Raw genomic sequence first — 16343 nt, forward strand, 5'->3', positions numbered from 1 at the left:
CATGTAACAACAGTAGTCTTTTGATTCAATTTGGTGCGCGATGCCGATGATTCGTCGCATAAAACCATTAGTTAATGGTGGGTTAATGCGCTAATGAATTCTGCGGCGGGCATCGGTCGACCGAACAGATAACCTTGCAGGAAGTTCACACCGTGGGCGGTCAGATAGTCGCTTTGTTCTTCGGTTTCGACACCTTCGGCAACGATCCCCAGATCGAGCTTGGCCGAGAGTTCGATGATGGTGTCCAGAATATGCCGTGAAAGGGCGTCGATGCCGATCATGGCCACGAAACTCTGGTCGATTTTCAGGAAGTCCACATTGAACTGTCGCAGATAACCCAAACTGGAATGCCCGGTGCCAAAGTCGTCAATCGCAATCATCACGCCCAGTGCATGAAGTTGTTCAAAGAGCTCCAACGTAATGTCGCTGGGCTTGATCAATTCGCGCTCGGTCAGTTCCAGCACCAGGTAAATGGAGCCGGGTGCAAAGGCACTGAGAAACTCACGACAGTCCTTGACCAGTTCCAGGTCCTTGCAGTGGCTGGCAGTGATATTGATGCCGATGTGAAAGGGCTCGGCGAACGAGGAAGAAACAGGCCCCAGCAATTGCGCAGTCTGGCGCATGAGGGAACGGGTCATGGGCACGATCAACCCGGAGTCTTCGGCGAACGGGATAAACAGATCAGGCCGGACCAGGCCTTCCTTTGGGTGCTTCCAGCGCATCAACACTTCGGTGCCGGACCACTTCCGGGTATCGCCATGCACCACGGGCTGAAACCAAGGAACAAACTCGTCGGCCGCGAGGGCGCGCTGCATTTCATGAATGGGCGACCATGAACGCCTTTGCAAGACGTGCCCGATGGCGCCCGATGCCACGCCAAAAAAAATCAGCAGGCTGAACAACGGCGGATATTCGCTGGCCATGTAACGCCAGTTTTCCCCTTCTGGGAAACCGGAGACGACTGAAAAGGCATAGCGCGAGGACGTCTGTTCGCTTTCGGCCAAGGGCAAAGCGGGCAGGGCGCCTTCGTGGACTTTGCCGTCGACCGACAACCAGTACGGCCCCACTTGCAACAGCAGTATCGTCTTGCGACCAATCAGGCGCAGCACATTAGTCAAGTGGTAACCGTCCAGCGTCGTCATCGCCCCCTGTTTTCCCTCATTCAGGCGATACACCAGCAACGCCGTATCGGGGGTGACCGGGTTGCCGTTCATAAGTCGCAACTTGCCTTGCACGTAGTTTGCGGCGTCGACCTTTTGCTGAGTGTTACCAAACAACGAAGTGCAATAAAGGTTGTCATCCCACACCAGGCTGGCCGAGCGCACAAACGGGCGGCGGGTGACTTGTTCACGCAAGGCCAGTATGACGTCGTCGCAATTTTTTCCGGCCAGCGGCAACAACTCGCTCGCGGACTGCGCCGTGTTGTCCAGCATCAGTTCGAACTGGCGCACGGCTTCGTCTGCGGTCACCCGGGTGCTTTGCTCAAGAGCTCGTCCAGCCTGCATATAGAGAATGGCAAAACCCAATATCACCGGAAGCAATCCACACAGCAGGGTCACCAGAATGCGGATGCGCAACGGGCGACGGCGTTTGGCACTCAATGGCATTCGCGAAATCTCTCACACAGAAACAGGGCTCTCAACTGCGGGCAGGACAACAACACGCCTCCCATAAAGAGTTCAGGTAGTGGCCATGATAGTTGGCCCTTGGCGCTTATGCCGCTCAATGAGCGTTCAGGCCAGTGGCCAGTTTGATAAAGGCCAGCGTCGCGGGTGACGCCTGACGCTGGTCCAGCACCGCCAGTCCGACCTGGCGAATAACGGGGGGCGACAGTGGTTTTTTCACATAGCGACTGTTGACGTTGTCGGGCAGAGAACTTTCAGCCACGACCGTCAACGCATCGCCGCGGCTGACCGTGTCCAGCGTGCTGAGCAATTGTGAGCAGCGATATCGGATGTTCGGTATGAGGCGAGCGGCGCTGAACAGTCGCGACACCAGCTCCGATGAGCCTGCCTCCGTCAGCACGAACGGGTCGTTGCACAAATCGCTCAAACTCAGATTGTCGCGATCGGCCAGTGCGTGCTCGGCAGGCACCAGTGCGACCATCTGATCTTCCAGCAGTGCGAAGGTGTCGAAGCGTTCTTCAGGCAGCACCACAAAACCGATGTCGATTCGCCGCTCTTCAAGCCATTGAATCACCTGGCGATCCGGGCCTTCGTCGATGTGGACTTCAATGCCCGGATGCGCCGTGCGGTAGTGCTGCAGGATCTGCGGCAGCAGGCGGATCGATGAGGTCGGGCCAAACGAGCCGATGCGCAACGTGCCGCGCTTCATCCCGCGCGCATCGGCCGCTTCCTGGCGCAAGGTGTTGGCCAGCCCGAGCATTGTTCGGGCGCGCATTAACAGTTGTTGGCCGATATCGCTCAGTTCGACCTGGGACTGGTGCCGCCGCAGCAGTTCGACGCCGAGTTCCTGTTCCAGCGACTTGAGCGCGTGAGACACCGCCGACTGGGAAATCCCCAGGCGATTGGCTGCCGCCGTGAAACCACGCAGTTCAGCAACCAGCGAGAAAATCTCGAGTTGAGTCAGGGTCATGAGTTTTTACTCATTTTACGATGATCGTTGATTAGTCGAATGATACGTCATCTTCCTCGCCCTGGTTTTGCTTCTCCATGACAATCTCTGCGAAAACAATGACTTCGCACACACCGGTGTATCTGAAACTCGCCGCCGTCACCATGATCTGGGGCGGGACATTTGTGGCCGGGCGTTTTCTCGCCGACAGTCTCAGCCCGTTGTTCGCCGCCAGCCTGCGGTTCCTGCTGGCCAGCGCGGCGTTGTTGCTGTTTCTGCTGTTGGCGCGTATCCCGTTGATCCGGCCGAACCCGCAACAATGGCTGCGACTGGCGCTGCTGGGGTTCTTCGGGATCTTCTTCTATAACCTGTGCTTCTTTTATGGGCTGCATTACATCAACGCCTCGCGAGCCTCGTTGATTGTTGCGCTGAACCCGGCAGTGATCGGCCTCGCCTCATGGTTGCTGTTCAAGGAGCGCCTGAGCCGGGCCAAAGTCTTCGGCATCGTGATTTGTATGGCCGGGGCGAGTGTGGTGATTGCCAGTCGTAACCCGCAGCTATTGGCCGGCAACGCTGATGCCTGGATAGGTGACTTGCTGATTTTCGGCTGCGTGCTCGGCTGGGGTATTTATTCGCTGTTCTCCAAAGCGCTGAATCATTCGCTGGGGCCGGTGCAGACGGTGACGTATTCGATTCTGTTGGGCACGGCGATGCTCTGGGTGACCAGTGCCGTGCGCGGTGAACTGAGTGTCAGCGCGCTGCTCAGCCTCGGTCCGCAACAATGGCTGAGCCTGATGTACCTCGGGGTTTTGGGTTCGGCGCTGGCCTACATTGGTTATTACGACGGCATCCGCCAGATCGGCGCGACGCGTTCAGGAGTGTTCATAGCCTTGAACCCGTTGACCGCCGTCATCCTCGGCGCACTGTTGCTGGGCGAGCCGTTGACACTGGCGATGTACCTTGGCGGCGTGTTGATTCTGGCGGGGATTTTCCTCTGTAATAAACCCCTTGCGCGAGTAGGGGAAAAGGGGATTTGATACAGAAGGCGGACAAACCGATTTACGCTGTGTAGAATCGGGTTACGCATACAATAATAAACGTCTTCTGGCAGCAGAAGCCTCGCCCGCAAGAGCCTTGGGTCGACAATGAAGAGTTTTGGGTTTCAATTGATCTACGGTGACTTCCTCGCCCGCAGCGTGCGGGGCATCTCCTGTGCGCCACCCGCCGGTCTCAGCATTGCTAGCAACTAACACTTTTTAACTGTTAATTCTAAAAGCATGATGAGGCGCCAAAATGGCAGATTTATACGAAAACCCAATGGGCCTGATGGGCTTTGAGTTCATCGAATTCGCATCGCCAACCCCGAACACCCTGGAGCCGATCTTCGAGATCATGGGCTTCACCAAGGTGGCGACCCACCGCTCCAAAGACGTGCACCTGTATCGCCAGGGCGCGATCAACCTGATCCTCAACAACGAACCGCACAGCGTTGCTTCGTACTTCGCGGCCGAGCACGGCCCGTCGGTATGCGGCATGGCGTTTCGCGTCAAGGATTCGCAGCTCGCCTACAAGCGCGCACTGGAACTCGGCGCCCAGCCGATCCACATCGAAACCGGTCCGATGGAACTGAACCTGCCGGCGATCAAAGGCATTGGCGGTGCGCCGCTGTACCTGATCGACCGTTTCGGCGAAGGCAGCTCGATCTATGACATCGACTTCGTGTTCATCGAAGGTGTGGACCGCAATCCGGTCGGTGCCGGCCTGAAAATCATCGACCACCTGACGCACAACGTGTATCGCGGTCGCATGGCCTACTGGGCCAACTTCTACGAGAAGCTGTTCAACTTCCGCGAAATTCGCTACTTCGACATCAAGGGCGAATACACCGGCCTGACCTCCAAGGCCATGACCGCGCCGGACGGCATGATCCGCATCCCGCTGAACGAAGAGTCGTCCAAGGGCGCCGGGCAGATCGAAGAGTTCCTGATGCAGTTCAACGGCGAAGGCATCCAGCACGTTGCGTTCCTGTCCGATGACCTGATCAAGACCTGGGATCACCTGAAAAGCATCGGCATGCGCTTCATGACCGCGCCACCGGAAACGTATTACGAAATGCTCGAAGGCCGTTTGCCAAACCACGGCGAGCCGGTGGATCAACTGCAAGCGCGGGGCATTCTGCTGGACGGTTCGTCCGAGTCGGGTGACAAGCGCCTGCTGTTGCAGATCTTCTCGGAAACCCTGATGGGGCCGGTGTTTTTCGAATTCATCCAGCGTAAAGGCGACGATGGTTTCGGCGAAGGCAACTTCAAGGCGCTGTTTGAATCGATCGAACGCGACCAGGTTCGTCGTGGCGTGCTCGCCACCGAGTAACCCGCCACACCACTAAACCTGCAGGAGTGAGCCTGCTCGCGATAGCTGTCTTTCAGTCAACATTGATGTTGAATTAGAAGACGCTGTCGCGAGCAGGCTCACTCCTGCATTTGTTTTGTGTAAGGCTTAAGGGCGGCGCTGTCGCATCAGGTGTTTGAAGCCTTCGAACACCAGCACCACCACCGCCATCCAGATCGGAATATAGGTCAACCATTCCCCAGGCTTGATGCTTTCCCCCAGCAGCAACGCCACGCCCAGCAACAACACCGGCTCGACGTAACTCAACAACCCGAAAAGACTAAACGGCAACAAGCGGCTGGCGATGATGTAGACCACCAATGCCGACGCGCTGATCACCCCCAGGATCGGGATCAACAGCGACAGCCACGGGTGTTGATCGAACACGCCGAAGCCTTGCTCGCCACTTTGCACAAACCAGAATGCCACCGGCAGCGTCAACGCCATGTCCAGCCACAAACCACCGAGGTTGTCCGAGGCCAGGCGCTTGCGCACGATGAAATAGGTGGGATAACCAATGCACACCAGCAACGTCGCCCAGGAAAAACCACCGACCTGATACACCTCATTGATCACGCCGAGGCAGGCCAGTACCACGGCGACTTTTTGCAGGTAGGACAAGCGTTCGCCGTAGGCGATTCGCCCGGTCAGCACCATCGTCAGTGGCAGCAGGAAATACCCCAGTGATACGTCCAGGCTGTAGCCGTTGAGCGGCGCCCACATGAACAGCCAGAGTTGCACGCCAAGCAGGGCCGAGGAGGCGATCAGGGCGGCGATCAATGTCGGATTCGCCATGGCGCGCCGGACAATCTCCACCACGCGCGTCCACTCGCCGGACACCACCATGAACACGGTCATGCAGGGCACGGTCAGCAACATGCGCCAGCCGAAAATTTCCACGCCGCTCAGGGGCGTGAGCAACGACGTGTAGTAGTACATGACGGCAAACAGCACCGAGGCCGACACCGATAAAGCGATACCTTTAGACAAACTGCCCTCGCGAGGTTGAAGGTGAAACAGGGCGCAGAGGATACGTGGTTTTACAGTCGAATATCGGCTGATCAATCACCACAAACCTAGTGTGGGAGCGTAGCTTGCCCGCGATGCAGACACCGCGGTACATCCCTCAGACCGCGTCGATGCCATCGCGGGCAAGCCACGCTCCCACACGGGTTGTGTGTTTCTTCAGTGGGTGCGGGGTTTACGGCCCGACACAAAATGGCTCACGTCATTAAACCCCGGCGTCGACGAGTGCCCCGGCACCACCAGCGAATCAATAAACGCCTCATCCTGCGCCGTAATCTTCACCGCTTGCGCCTTGGTGTACGCGTCCCACTGTTCTTCGGTGCGCGGCCCGACAATCGCTGAAGTGACCGCGCCGTTGTTCAGCACCCAGGCAATCGCAAACTCGACAATCCCCACGCCACGTTCCTGGGTGTACTGCTGAATCTGCTGGGCAATGCGCAACGACTCAACCCGCCATTCGGTTTCCAGAATGCGTTTGTCGGCACGCCCGGCGCGGCTATCGGCGTCCGGCTTCACATCCGGCGCATATTTGCCGCTGAGCACACCTCGCGCCAACGGGCTGTAAGGCACAACACCCAGACCATAATTGTGGGCGGCGGTGATTTGTTCGGTCTCGGCCTGACGGTTGACGATGTTGTACAGCGGTTGGCTGATCACTGGCCGGTCGACGCCCAGTTGATCGGCCACACGGATCACCTCGGCAATGCGCCAGCCACGGTAGTTCGACAAACCCCAATAGCGAACCTTGCCCTGACGAATCAGGTCGCCCATCGCCGACACGGTCACTTCCAGCGGCGTGTTGTGGTCTTCGCGGTGCAGGTAATAAATGTCGAGGTAGTCAGTGCCCAAACGGGTCAGGCTGGCGTCGATGCCGTTGAACAGGTGTTTGCGGCTCAAGCCGCTGCGGTTCGGTACACCGTCCACCGGGCCGAAGCCAACCTTGGTCGCCAGCACCCATTCGTGGCGGTTGCCGGCAATCGCTTCGCCGACGATTTCTTCGGAACGCCCGCCGGTGTAAACGTCGGCGGTGTCGATGAAATTGATGCCCTGGTCCCAGGCCTTGTCGATGATCCGCAGGGAATCTTCGGTGCTGGTCTGTTCGCCGAACATCATGGTGCCCAGGGTCAGGGTAGAGACCTGTAAACCTGAATGACCCAGCGTGCGATAGCTCATGAGGAAATCCTTTTACCGGTGGGGGGGGAAAGGCCTCAATCAAATACCAAAACCGTCGTCGGGAGCAATCGGAATATCAGCTCAATGGTGGAGCCAGTGTAGGAATGAGCCTGTGGCAATAAACAGCAATGTTTAAACGGGCGGGAGGGAAGGGATTGGAGGCTACATAACCTTGCGCCGTTGCCTACGACTGCGCCAGAATCCGCCGGCTTGTGCGCCTTGGGGCTGGGCTCTATCGTTTGCTCGTCGCTGAAAAACAGCGATCGGGTTTGGTAGCCCGGGATTTACGTAAGGTTCGCAGCATCACTATTTCGTGGCGTCTTTCGTCTCGACTTTATGGTGGTCATGCACAGGGCGTCTTCGGGCGCGCCGGTCTCCTTGCGTCCCGGTCTACCAATCTGCGTATGGCCACCACCTCTTCGTTTGGTAGCGAAAGTGATGGCTCCTTATTCGACGCAAGGAGTTTCATCTATGTTCAAGATCACACCCAACCCACCAGAAACCGACATCGACACCGACGACGATTCGCCGTACGAATCCACCAATCCCAAAAAACTCAACACCGCCGCCGACCGCGCCCTCGATTACTACCTCAAACCGGTCATCCCCAAAGACACCCCACGCAAACCCAGCACCATCTATTCCATCGGCCCCGACACCGATCACGAAACCCTGCTGGTCAACGCCTGCGAGACGTTGGCGTCAGCGAGTGTGATGTTGAGTGATTTCGCCGGGCAACTGAACGGCACACAGCGCCATACACTGCTGGGCATTCAAAACTCCGTCATGCTGGGTGAACTGGCGGTGAACCGGATGCTGGATAACGTCGACCCGTATAGCTAAAGCGGTCTCGAGATGATCGTTCCCACGCGCGTGGGAACGATCAGGGGCAGAGGCTTCGTTACACCCGCAACGTCCGCGTCATCCGCAGTGCCAGCAAGCTGCCACCCACAATCACACCCGCCAGCAGATAAAGCGCAGCATCCGTCGAACCGGTGCTGTCCTTGACCCAGCCCACCAGGTAAGGACTGAGGAAACCTGCCATCTGCCCCATGGAGTTGATCAACGCCAGACCACCCGCCGCCGCGCCCGCGCTCAGCAGTGCCGTCGGCACCGGCCAGAACATCGGCAGGCCGGTGAGGGCGCCCATGGTGGCGATGCTCAGGCCGAGAATCGCAATCGCCGGCGTCGTCGCGAAATTCACCGCGATCAACAGACCCACCGCGCCCATCAACATTGGCACCACCAAATGCCAGCGACGTTCCTTGCGCAGGTCCGCCGAGCGACCGACCAGCAACATGAACACCGCCGCCAACAGGTACGGAATCGCACTCAACCAGCCAATCACCAGGTTATCGCTGAAGCCCAGGTTCTTGATGATCGACGGCAGCCAGAAGTTGATCGCGTACACGCCGCTCTGGATGCAGAAGTAGATCAAACCAAACGCCCAGATCGCCGGGTTTTTGAACACCGCCAGCAACGAATCCGTGGTGGTTTTCGGCTTGTTGGCCAGGTCTTCAGCGTGATCCGCTTCCAGTACCGAGCGCTCGAAAGGGGTCAGCCATTTGGCGTTGGCGTAGCTGTCGCTCAGCAGGAAATAGGCGAGGGCACCGAGGATCACAGTCGGAATGCCTTGCAGCAGGAACATCCACTGCCAGCCGGCCAAGCCGCCCTGGCCTGCACCAAAGTGATTGAGGATCCAGCCAGAAAACGGGCTGCCGAGCAGGCCGGACACCGGGATCGCCGACATGAACAGCGCCATGATGCGGCCCCGGCGGAAGGTCGGGAACCATTGCGATAGATACAGGACCACGCCCGGGAAGAACCCGGCTTCGGCGGCGCCGGTGAACAGGCGCAGGGTGTAGAACTCGGTCGGGGTGGTGACGAACAGCAGGCACGTCGAGAGCGTGCCCCAGACGATCATCATCAGCGCGATCCAGCGTCGCGGGCCGAATTTGGTCAGGGCCAGGTTGCTCGGCACGCCGCACAGCACGTAGCCAATAAAGAAGATCCCGGCACCGAGGCCGTACACGGTTTCGCTGAATTTCAGGGCGTCGAGCATCTGCAGTTTGGCAAATCCAACGTTCACCCGGTCGAGGTAGTTGAACAGGTAGCAGATGAAGATGAAGGGGATCAAACGCAGGGTAATGCGTTTGTAGACGGCGTTTTTCTCGTCAACGATGGCCTGGGTAGCGGCGGCGCTCTGTGACATGGCGGCTCTCTCTTTATTATGATTTTTTGCGATGCAAGGGTAACGTTGATCGCCCAGTGAGTCTCGGCCACGCCTTGGGTGGTTGTCTTTGTGCCTGAGCACAGGGTTTGCGACCAAGGCCTGTGCGGGTGAACAACCCGTCCCACCCCGTTTTCAAGGATCACCGTTATGTTCGAACTCGATCACGACCTGGCCCAGGACATCGTCGACCGGGCGATGGCCATCCTGCCGTACAACGTCAACGTGATGGACAGCCAGGGATTGATTCTCGGCAGCGGCGAACCGGAGCGCATCAACACCCGCCACGAGGGTGCGCAATTGGTGCTGGCCAACGGGCGGGTGGTGGAAATCGACGCGCAAACGGCAATGCATCTCAAGGGCGTGCAACCGGGGATCAACTTGCCGCTGCTGCTGGATGGGCGCTTGATTGGCGTGCTTGGCATCACTGGCGAGCCCGAGCCGTTGCGCACCTATGCCGAGTTGGTGCGGATGACCGCCGAGATGCTGGTCGGCCAGCGCAATCAGCAGGCCGACCAGCAATGGCGGCGTCAGCGTTGTGACGATCTGCTCGCGTTGCTGCTGAGCGAGGCCGGGGACTCGCCGCGCTTGCTCGATGAGGCGCAGCAATTGGGGCTCAAGCCGCAGATGACGCGGGTGCCGTATCTTTTTGAACTGGGCTTGGAACACGGCCCGGCGCAAACCGTTGAAGCGCTGAGCGCCTGGCTGATGTCGCGTTACCCGGACAGTTGGTGCGTGAGTTCGGCGAAGTCGTCGTTGCTGTGGTGCCGACCGGCTTCGCAATCGATCGAGAATGATCGGCTGCTGGAAAAACTCGACGGCCTGGGCTGGAACATTTTGCGCATCGCCGTGGGCGGGCAGGCCGATGGCTTATCGGGGCTGCGCCGCTGCTACCGGCGCGTGGGTGATTTGTTGGCGTATGGACGCGATGTGTTGCCGCGTTCGCGCTTGCTGACGCTGACCCGTTATCGATTGCCGGTGATGCTGTGGCGGCATCGTAATGACGATGCGCTGGACGAATTGCTCAAGCCGCTGCGCAAAGTCATTGCCAAGGATGGCAACGGTCAACTGTTGGCGACGCTGCGCAGCTGGTGTGATCACGATGGTCAGAGCCAGGCGTGTGCTGATGCGCTGGGGATTCATCGCAATAGCTTGCGGTATCGGATGGAGCGGATTGCCGAGTTGAGTGGGGTTGATCCTCTCAGGCTGGACGGGATGCTTGCGCTCTACCTCGGCGTCCAGCTCCTGCCCCAAACCGACTGACCGAACACAACCCCTGTAGCAGCTGCCGAGCCTGCGAGGCTGCGTTCGGCTGCGCAGCAGTCGTAAAATCATGCACTGCGGTGTGTCAGGGAAATTGCGCTTGCCGGGTTTACGACGACTTCGCGGCCGAACGCAGCCTCGCAGGCTCGGCAGCGGCTACAACACAGTGTGTAGTCGTGCGGTTTTGTGAAAATGAACAATAAACGCCACACCCACTTGTGCAGCGGACTGGCGTTATTGTCCGGGGCTACTGGCAGCATGGAGCGCATTGGAACTGGAGAATTCGCATGAAAATCGTCATCGCCCCCGATTCGTTCAAGGACAGCCTCAGCGCCCAAGGCGTGGCCGACGCCATTGCATTGGGGCTGGCAGACGTGTGGCCGGACGCGCACTTGGTCAAATGCCCGATGGCCGACGGCGGCGAAGGCACGGTCGAGTCTATTCTGGCCGCGTGCAAGGGCGAATGGCGCCGCACGAAGGTGCGGGGGCCACTCGGTGCAACCGTTGACGCCGCCTGGGGCTGGCTCCCGCACAACCACACCGCGATCATCGAAATGGCCGAGGCCAGTGGCCTGCAACTGGTTCCGCCGGGCAAACGCGACGCGTGCACCAGCAGCACCTTCGGCACCGGCGAGCTCATTCGCGCGGCACTCGATGCCCGTGCGCAACGGGTGATTCTGGCAATTGGTGGTAGCGCCACCAACGATGGCGGTGCCGGGGCGATGCAGGCGCTGGGCGTGAAGTTGCTGGATGCGCAGGGGCAAACCCTGGCACCGGGCGGTTTGGCGTTGGCGCAACTGGATCGCATTGATCTGAGCGGCATGGATTCGCGCCTGAGTGGCGTGCGTTTTGACATTGCTGCCGACGTTAACAATCCACTGTGCGGCCCTCACGGCGCTTCGGCGATTTTCGGCCCGCAGAAAGGCGCATCGCCCGAGCAAGTCCAGAAACTGGATAACGCGCTGGGGCACTTTGCCCAACTGTGTGCGCGTGCGTTGGGTCACGACGTCAAGGACGAACCGGGCAGTGGGGCGGCCGGCGGTCTGGGATTTGCCGCCAAGGCGTTTCTCGGGGCGCAGTTTCAGGCCGGTGTGGACGTGGTTGCCGAGTTGGTTGGGCTGGCTGAAGCCGTGCAAGGTGCCGACCTGGTGATTACCGGCGAAGGGCGTTTCGATGCGCAGACCTTGCGCGGCAAGACGCCGTTCGGCGTGGCGCGCATTGCCCGGCAGCAAGGCGTGCCGGTGATCGTGATCGCGGGCACGTTGGGCGAGGGTTATCAGGCGTTGTACGAGCACGGCATCGATGCGGCGTTTGCCTTGGCCAGTGGTCCGATGACGCTGGAACAGGCGTGCGCCGAGGCGCCACGGTTGCTGAAAGATCGCGCGAGCGACATCGCACGGGTCTGGCGAATCGCTAAGTAGCAGCTGTCGAGCCTGCGAGGCTGCGTTCGAGTGCGCAGCAGTCGCAGGATCTAAAAAACGCGACCGCTTCGCAGTCGAACGCACCCTTCGGCAGCTGCTACAGGGATTTGTGTTTCATGAGTGAAACACTCATCCCCCCCGAAATATATTTGCTCATCCCCCGCAAAAATCCTCATCCCCGGCCGATACAACTTATAGACGCTCACACACCCGATTCGACAGTGGCGCCGAGCTGAAGGAACGCCCCTTCAGTGATCACCGGCAAGGATGCTCGCAGCCTCAATCACCCGAGAATCCACTTATGTCACTGCGTAATCTGAACATCGCGCCTCGCGCCTTCCTCGGTTTTGCTTTCATTGCCTTGCTCGTCATCGTGCTGGGTGTGTTTGCCGTGAACCGCATGTCGATCATCCGTCAATCCTCAATCGATATGAGCAGTACTCAACTGCCCAGCGTCAGCTTCCTGGGCAATGTCACCGAAAATATCCTGCGCATGCGCATTTTGTCGTTCCGGATTCTGGTCAACCGCGAACCGGCCAGCCTGCAAGAAGCCGAAACCCGCATTGCCGTGCTCACCGACAAGGCGCGCAAGGCGCAGGCCAGCTATGCCGCATTGCCGATGGGCCCGGACGAAGCGGCGCTGTATAAAGTGTTCAGCGCGACGCTGGACAATTACATGCAAGCGCAGCGCGAAATGTTGGACCTTTCGCGCCAGAACAAGGTCGAGGAGCTGCGCACCTTGATCAACACGCGGATCAAGGACGGCACCGACCTGATGGGCGAACAGCTGAATAAGCTGGTGGCCTATAACAATGAGGCCGCGAAAACGGCCGGTGTCACCGCCGAAGAAAACTACAACACCGCCGTGTACGGCATCATTCTGGTGTCGGTGCTGGCGTCGCTCATGACTGTGCTGCTGGCCTGGCTGCTGACCCGCAGCATCGTCACCCCGCTGAACCGCGCGGTGCAGGCGGCCGAAACCATCGCCGGCGGCAACCTGACCAAAGTTATCGAGATTGACGGCAAGGACGAACCGGCTCGTTTGCTCGGCGCCTTGGCCGCCATGCAAACCAACCTGCGCCAAACCATCGAACAGATCGCCGGTTCCGCCACGCAACTGGGCGCTGCCGCTGAAGAGCTCAGCACCGTGACCGAGGAAGCCTCGCGCGGCCTGCAACAGCAAAACAACGAAATCGAACAAGCTGCCACCGCCGTCAACGAAATGACCGCCGCCGTGGAAGAGGTCGCGCGCAACGCGGTGTCGACCTCGGAAGCCTCCAGCCAATCGACCCAAGCCGCCCGCGAAGGCCGTGACCGGGTGGTGGAAACCGTCAACGCAATCCAGACCATGACCCACGACGTGCAAAACACCTCGGTGATGATCGAAGGGCTGGCCGCGCAGGGCCGTGACATCGGCAAAGTGCTGGACGTTATTCGCGCCATCGCCGAACAAACCAACCTGCTGGCACTCAACGCCGCCATCGAAGCTGCCCGTGCCGGTGAAGCCGGACGAGGCTTCGCCGTGGTGGCAGACGAGGTGCGGGCATTGGCCCATCGCACTGCGCAATCGACCCAGGAAATCGAAAAAATGGTCGCCGGCATCCAGAACGGCACCGGCCAAGCGGTTTCGTCGATGCAGCAAAGCAATCAGCGCACCCAGAGCACCCTGGAAATGGCCCGCGCCGCCGGTGTCGCGCTGGAGCAGATCACCCAGTCGATCCACTTGATCAACGAACGCAACCTGGTGATCGCCAGTGCGTCGGAAGAACAGGCGCAAGTGTCCCGCGAAGTCGACCGTAACCTGGTGAACATCCGCGACCTGGCCACTCAGTCCGCGACCGGTGCCAACCAGACCAGCGTCGCCACCCATGAACTGTCGCGCCTGGCGGTGGATTTGAATGCGATGGTGGCGCGTTTCGTGATTTGAGATAGGGTGAAGGCTGGGAGTCCGCGCGCGACAGGAGAATCACATGCGCTATTCAGCCTTGACCCAACGAATCGCCGGCGATGGAGCGGCAGCCTGGCGGATTCATGACCGAGCGCTGGACATGCGCGAGCAGGGCATTGATGTCCTGCTTCTGTCGATCGGCGATCCGGATTTCGACACGCCACCACCGATTGTCCAGGCCGCTATCGACAGCTTGCAGGCCGGCGACACCCACTACCCGGACGTGCGCGGCAGCCGCGGATTGCGCAGCAGCATCGCGCGACGCCATAGGCAACGCAGTGGTCAGGCGGTGGACGCCGATCATGTGATCGTGTTTCCGGGGGCGCAATGCGCGGTGTATTCCGTTGCGCAATGCCTGCTCGATCCTGGTGATGAAGTGATCGTCGCCGAACCGATGTACGTGACCTATGAAGGGGTGTTCGGCGCCTGTGCCGCTAAAGTGGTGCCGGTGGCGGTGCGGCCGGAGAACGGCTTTCGCGTTGACCCGGCGGATGTGGCGGCGCTGATCACGCCCAAGACCCGTGTCCTGTTGCTCAACAGTCCGAACAATCCGTCGGGTGCCAGCCTGTCCTTGAAGACCTGGCAAGCGCTGGCAGCATTGTGCGTGCGCCATGACCTGTGGCTGATCAGCGATGAGGTCTACAGCGACTTGTTGTTCGAGGGCGAACACATCAGCCCGGCGAGTTTGCCGGGCATGGCCGAGCGCACCGCGACCATCAACAGCCTGTCCAAATCCCACGCCATGAGCGGCTGGCGCGTGGGGTGGTCGATCGGGCCGAAACCCATGGCCGAGCACCTGGTGAATCTGTCGTTGTGCATGTTGTTCGGGATTCCGGACTTCATCCAGAACGCCGCGCAATTGGCGCTGGATCAAAACTTGCCGGAAGTGGCGCTGATGCGCGAGGAATATCGTCAGCGTCGGGATCTGGTGTGCGCACGGTTGAGCGGATGCCCCGGCATCCAGCCGATCCGTCCGGATGGCGGCATGTTTGTGATGGTTGACGTACGCCAGACAGGGCTCGGCGCCCAGGGCTTTGCCGAACGGTTGCTTGAGGGTTATGGGGTGTCGGTACTGGCCGGCGAGGCGTTCGGGCCGAGTGCGGCGGGGCATATCCGGATTGGGTTGGTGGTGGATCAGGTGAAGCTGGCGGATGCGTGTCGGCGGATTGCGTTGTGTGCGGCGGACCTGCTGGAGGCGCGTAGAGCCTGAAGTTATTGGCCTCATCGCGAGCAAGCTCGCTCCCACAGGGGTTTGTGAACGCCACAGATCCAATGTGGGAGCGAGCTTGCTCGCGATGGCCGCCTGAAGAACAGCAAATGTCTTAAGCCTGCCACGCCCCGGCATTCACCAGGTTTTTCGGCCGTTCTCCAGCCAACGCCATCAGCAGATTATCCACCGCACACCGCGCCATCGCCTCCCGCGTTTCATGCGTCGCCGAGCCCATGTGAGGCGTCGCCACTACGTTATTCAACGTCATCAACGGTGAATCCAACTGCAGCGGTTCACGCTCAAAAACATCCAGCCCTGCCGCCCGAATCTGTCCTGTACGCAGCGCCTCGATCAGCGCTGCTTCGTCCACCACCTTGCCCCGGGAAATATTGATGAAAATACTTTCCGGGCGCATCAAGGCGAACTCCTCGGCGCCGATCAGCCCTTCGGTTTCAGCCGTCAGCGGCAAGGTCAGGCAAATGAAATCAGCTTGCTGCAAAAGCTCCGTCAGGCTGCGGTACTGTGCATTGAAACGCGCTTCCACCGCCGGTTTCGGCGAATGACTGTGATAAATCACCGGCATGCCAAATCCGAAATGCCCGCGCTGAGCCAAGGCTTCACCAATACGCCCCATGCCGATGATGCCCAGCGTCTTGCCATGCACATCCGTGCCGAAATGCACCGGGCCAATGTTGCGTTGCCATTGGCCGTTGCGAACCATGTTGGCCAATTCCACCACGCGCCGGGCGGTCGCCAGAATCAGCGCGAAACCGGTGTCTGCCGTGGTTTCAGTCAGTACATCCGGCGTGTTGCTCAGCAAGATGCGGCGTTCGGTCAGGTAGTCGATATCGTAATTGTCGACACCGACCGAGACGCTGGCGATGGCTTTCAGATTCGGCGCCAGGTCCAATAACTCCGCGTCCAGTTTCAGGCTCGCGCCGAGCAAACCCTGGGCGCGGGGCAGGGCGTCGCGCAGTTGTGCAATGCCTTCGGGGTTGAGGTTATCGATCAGCGTCACGTCGGTGTGCTCATGCAGGCGAGCCATCAACAGCGGCGAGAGTTTCTTGTACAGCACGACCTGCTTTTTCATCGTCATCATCTCAACTTCAT

General features: G+C 59.6%; 13 protein-coding genes. 7 read left to right on the plus strand and 6 right to left on the minus strand.

The window, feature by feature from the left end; all coding sequences use genetic code 11:
* Nucleotides 1-71: 71 nt before the first annotated feature.
* Together AB4N43_RS01030 and AB4N43_RS01035 are read right to left on the minus strand one after the other, a co-directional pair.
* A complete protein-coding gene (locus AB4N43_RS01030) occupies nucleotides 72-1607 on the minus strand; it encodes an EAL domain-containing protein (protein WP_027923000.1) in 1536 nt (511 codons plus the stop codon).
* Between the two features lie 115 nt (nucleotides 1608-1722).
* Nucleotides 1723-2595, minus strand: coding sequence for a LysR family transcriptional regulator (locus AB4N43_RS01035; RefSeq protein ID WP_027923001.1), 873 nt, complete (start codon nucleotides 2593-2595; stop codon nucleotides 1723-1725).
* A 98-nt stretch (nucleotides 2596-2693) separates the two neighbouring features.
* Between AB4N43_RS01035 and AB4N43_RS01040 the strand changes: the two genes are divergently transcribed.
* Both AB4N43_RS01040 and hppD read left to right on the plus strand, forming a co-directional pair.
* Nucleotides 2694-3611, plus strand: a complete 918-nt coding sequence (locus tag AB4N43_RS01040) for a DMT family transporter (RefSeq protein WP_371258944.1) — start codon at nucleotides 2694-2696, stop codon at nucleotides 3609-3611.
* A gap of 256 nt (nucleotides 3612-3867) precedes the next feature.
* Nucleotides 3868-4944, plus strand: a complete 1077-nt coding sequence (hppD, locus tag AB4N43_RS01045; protein WP_027923003.1) for a 4-hydroxyphenylpyruvate dioxygenase — start codon at nucleotides 3868-3870, stop codon at nucleotides 4942-4944.
* Between the two features lie 126 nt (nucleotides 4945-5070).
* Here hppD and rarD read toward each other — a convergent pair whose 3' ends face one another.
* Together rarD and AB4N43_RS01055 are read right to left on the minus strand one after the other, a co-directional pair.
* Nucleotides 5071-5952, minus strand: a complete 882-nt coding sequence (gene rarD / locus AB4N43_RS01050) for an EamA family transporter RarD (RefSeq protein WP_027923004.1) — start codon at nucleotides 5950-5952, stop codon at nucleotides 5071-5073.
* A 195-nt stretch (nucleotides 5953-6147) separates the two neighbouring features.
* On the minus strand, nucleotides 6148-7161 hold the full coding sequence (locus AB4N43_RS01055) for an aldo/keto reductase (RefSeq protein ID WP_027923005.1): 1014 nt from the start codon (nucleotides 7159-7161) through the stop codon (nucleotides 6148-6150).
* Nucleotides 7162-7632: 471 nt separating this feature from the next.
* On the opposite strand from AB4N43_RS01055, the gene AB4N43_RS01060 reads away from it, so the two are divergent.
* The gene (locus tag AB4N43_RS01060) at nucleotides 7633-8004 is read left to right on the plus strand and encodes a DUF6124 family protein (protein WP_460152849.1); all 372 of its coding nucleotides are present in this window, start codon (nucleotides 7633-7635) and stop codon (nucleotides 8002-8004) included.
* A 58-nt stretch (nucleotides 8005-8062) separates the two neighbouring features.
* On the opposite strand, the gene AB4N43_RS01065 is transcribed toward AB4N43_RS01060, so the two are convergent.
* Nucleotides 8063-9373: an MFS transporter gene (locus AB4N43_RS01065; protein ID WP_027923007.1), complete on the minus strand. Its 1311-nt coding sequence runs from the start codon at nucleotides 9371-9373 to the stop codon at nucleotides 8063-8065.
* A 168-nt stretch (nucleotides 9374-9541) separates the two neighbouring features.
* On the opposite strand from AB4N43_RS01065, the gene AB4N43_RS01070 reads away from it, so the two are divergent.
* The 4 genes from AB4N43_RS01070 (at nucleotide 9542) to AB4N43_RS01085 (ending at nucleotide 15233) form a co-directional block, all read left to right on the plus strand.
* Nucleotides 9542-10654, plus strand: coding sequence for a sugar diacid recognition domain-containing protein (locus AB4N43_RS01070; RefSeq protein WP_059182892.1), 1113 nt, complete (start codon nucleotides 9542-9544; stop codon nucleotides 10652-10654).
* A 287-nt stretch (nucleotides 10655-10941) separates the two neighbouring features.
* Complete coding sequence (locus tag AB4N43_RS01075; protein ID WP_027923009.1) at nucleotides 10942-12075, plus strand: glycerate kinase; 1134 nt, start codon at nucleotides 10942-10944, stop codon at nucleotides 12073-12075.
* 301 nt (nucleotides 12076-12376) lie between these two features.
* Nucleotides 12377-14002: a methyl-accepting chemotaxis protein gene (locus AB4N43_RS01080; RefSeq protein ID WP_027923010.1), complete on the plus strand. Its 1626-nt coding sequence runs from the start codon at nucleotides 12377-12379 to the stop codon at nucleotides 14000-14002.
* A gap of 43 nt (nucleotides 14003-14045) precedes the next feature.
* On the plus strand, nucleotides 14046-15233 hold the full coding sequence (locus tag AB4N43_RS01085; RefSeq protein ID WP_027923011.1) for a pyridoxal phosphate-dependent aminotransferase: 1188 nt from the start codon (nucleotides 14046-14048) through the stop codon (nucleotides 15231-15233).
* 112 nt (nucleotides 15234-15345) lie between these two features.
* Here the strand turns inward: AB4N43_RS01085 and AB4N43_RS01090 are convergent, their stop codons facing one another.
* A complete protein-coding gene (locus AB4N43_RS01090) occupies nucleotides 15346-16323 on the minus strand; it encodes an NAD(P)-dependent oxidoreductase (protein ID WP_460154188.1) in 978 nt (325 codons plus the stop codon).
* Nucleotides 16324-16343 lie beyond the last annotated feature (20 nt).

The sequence above is a fragment of the Pseudomonas sp. S2_B07 genome (genome assembly GCF_054668435.1).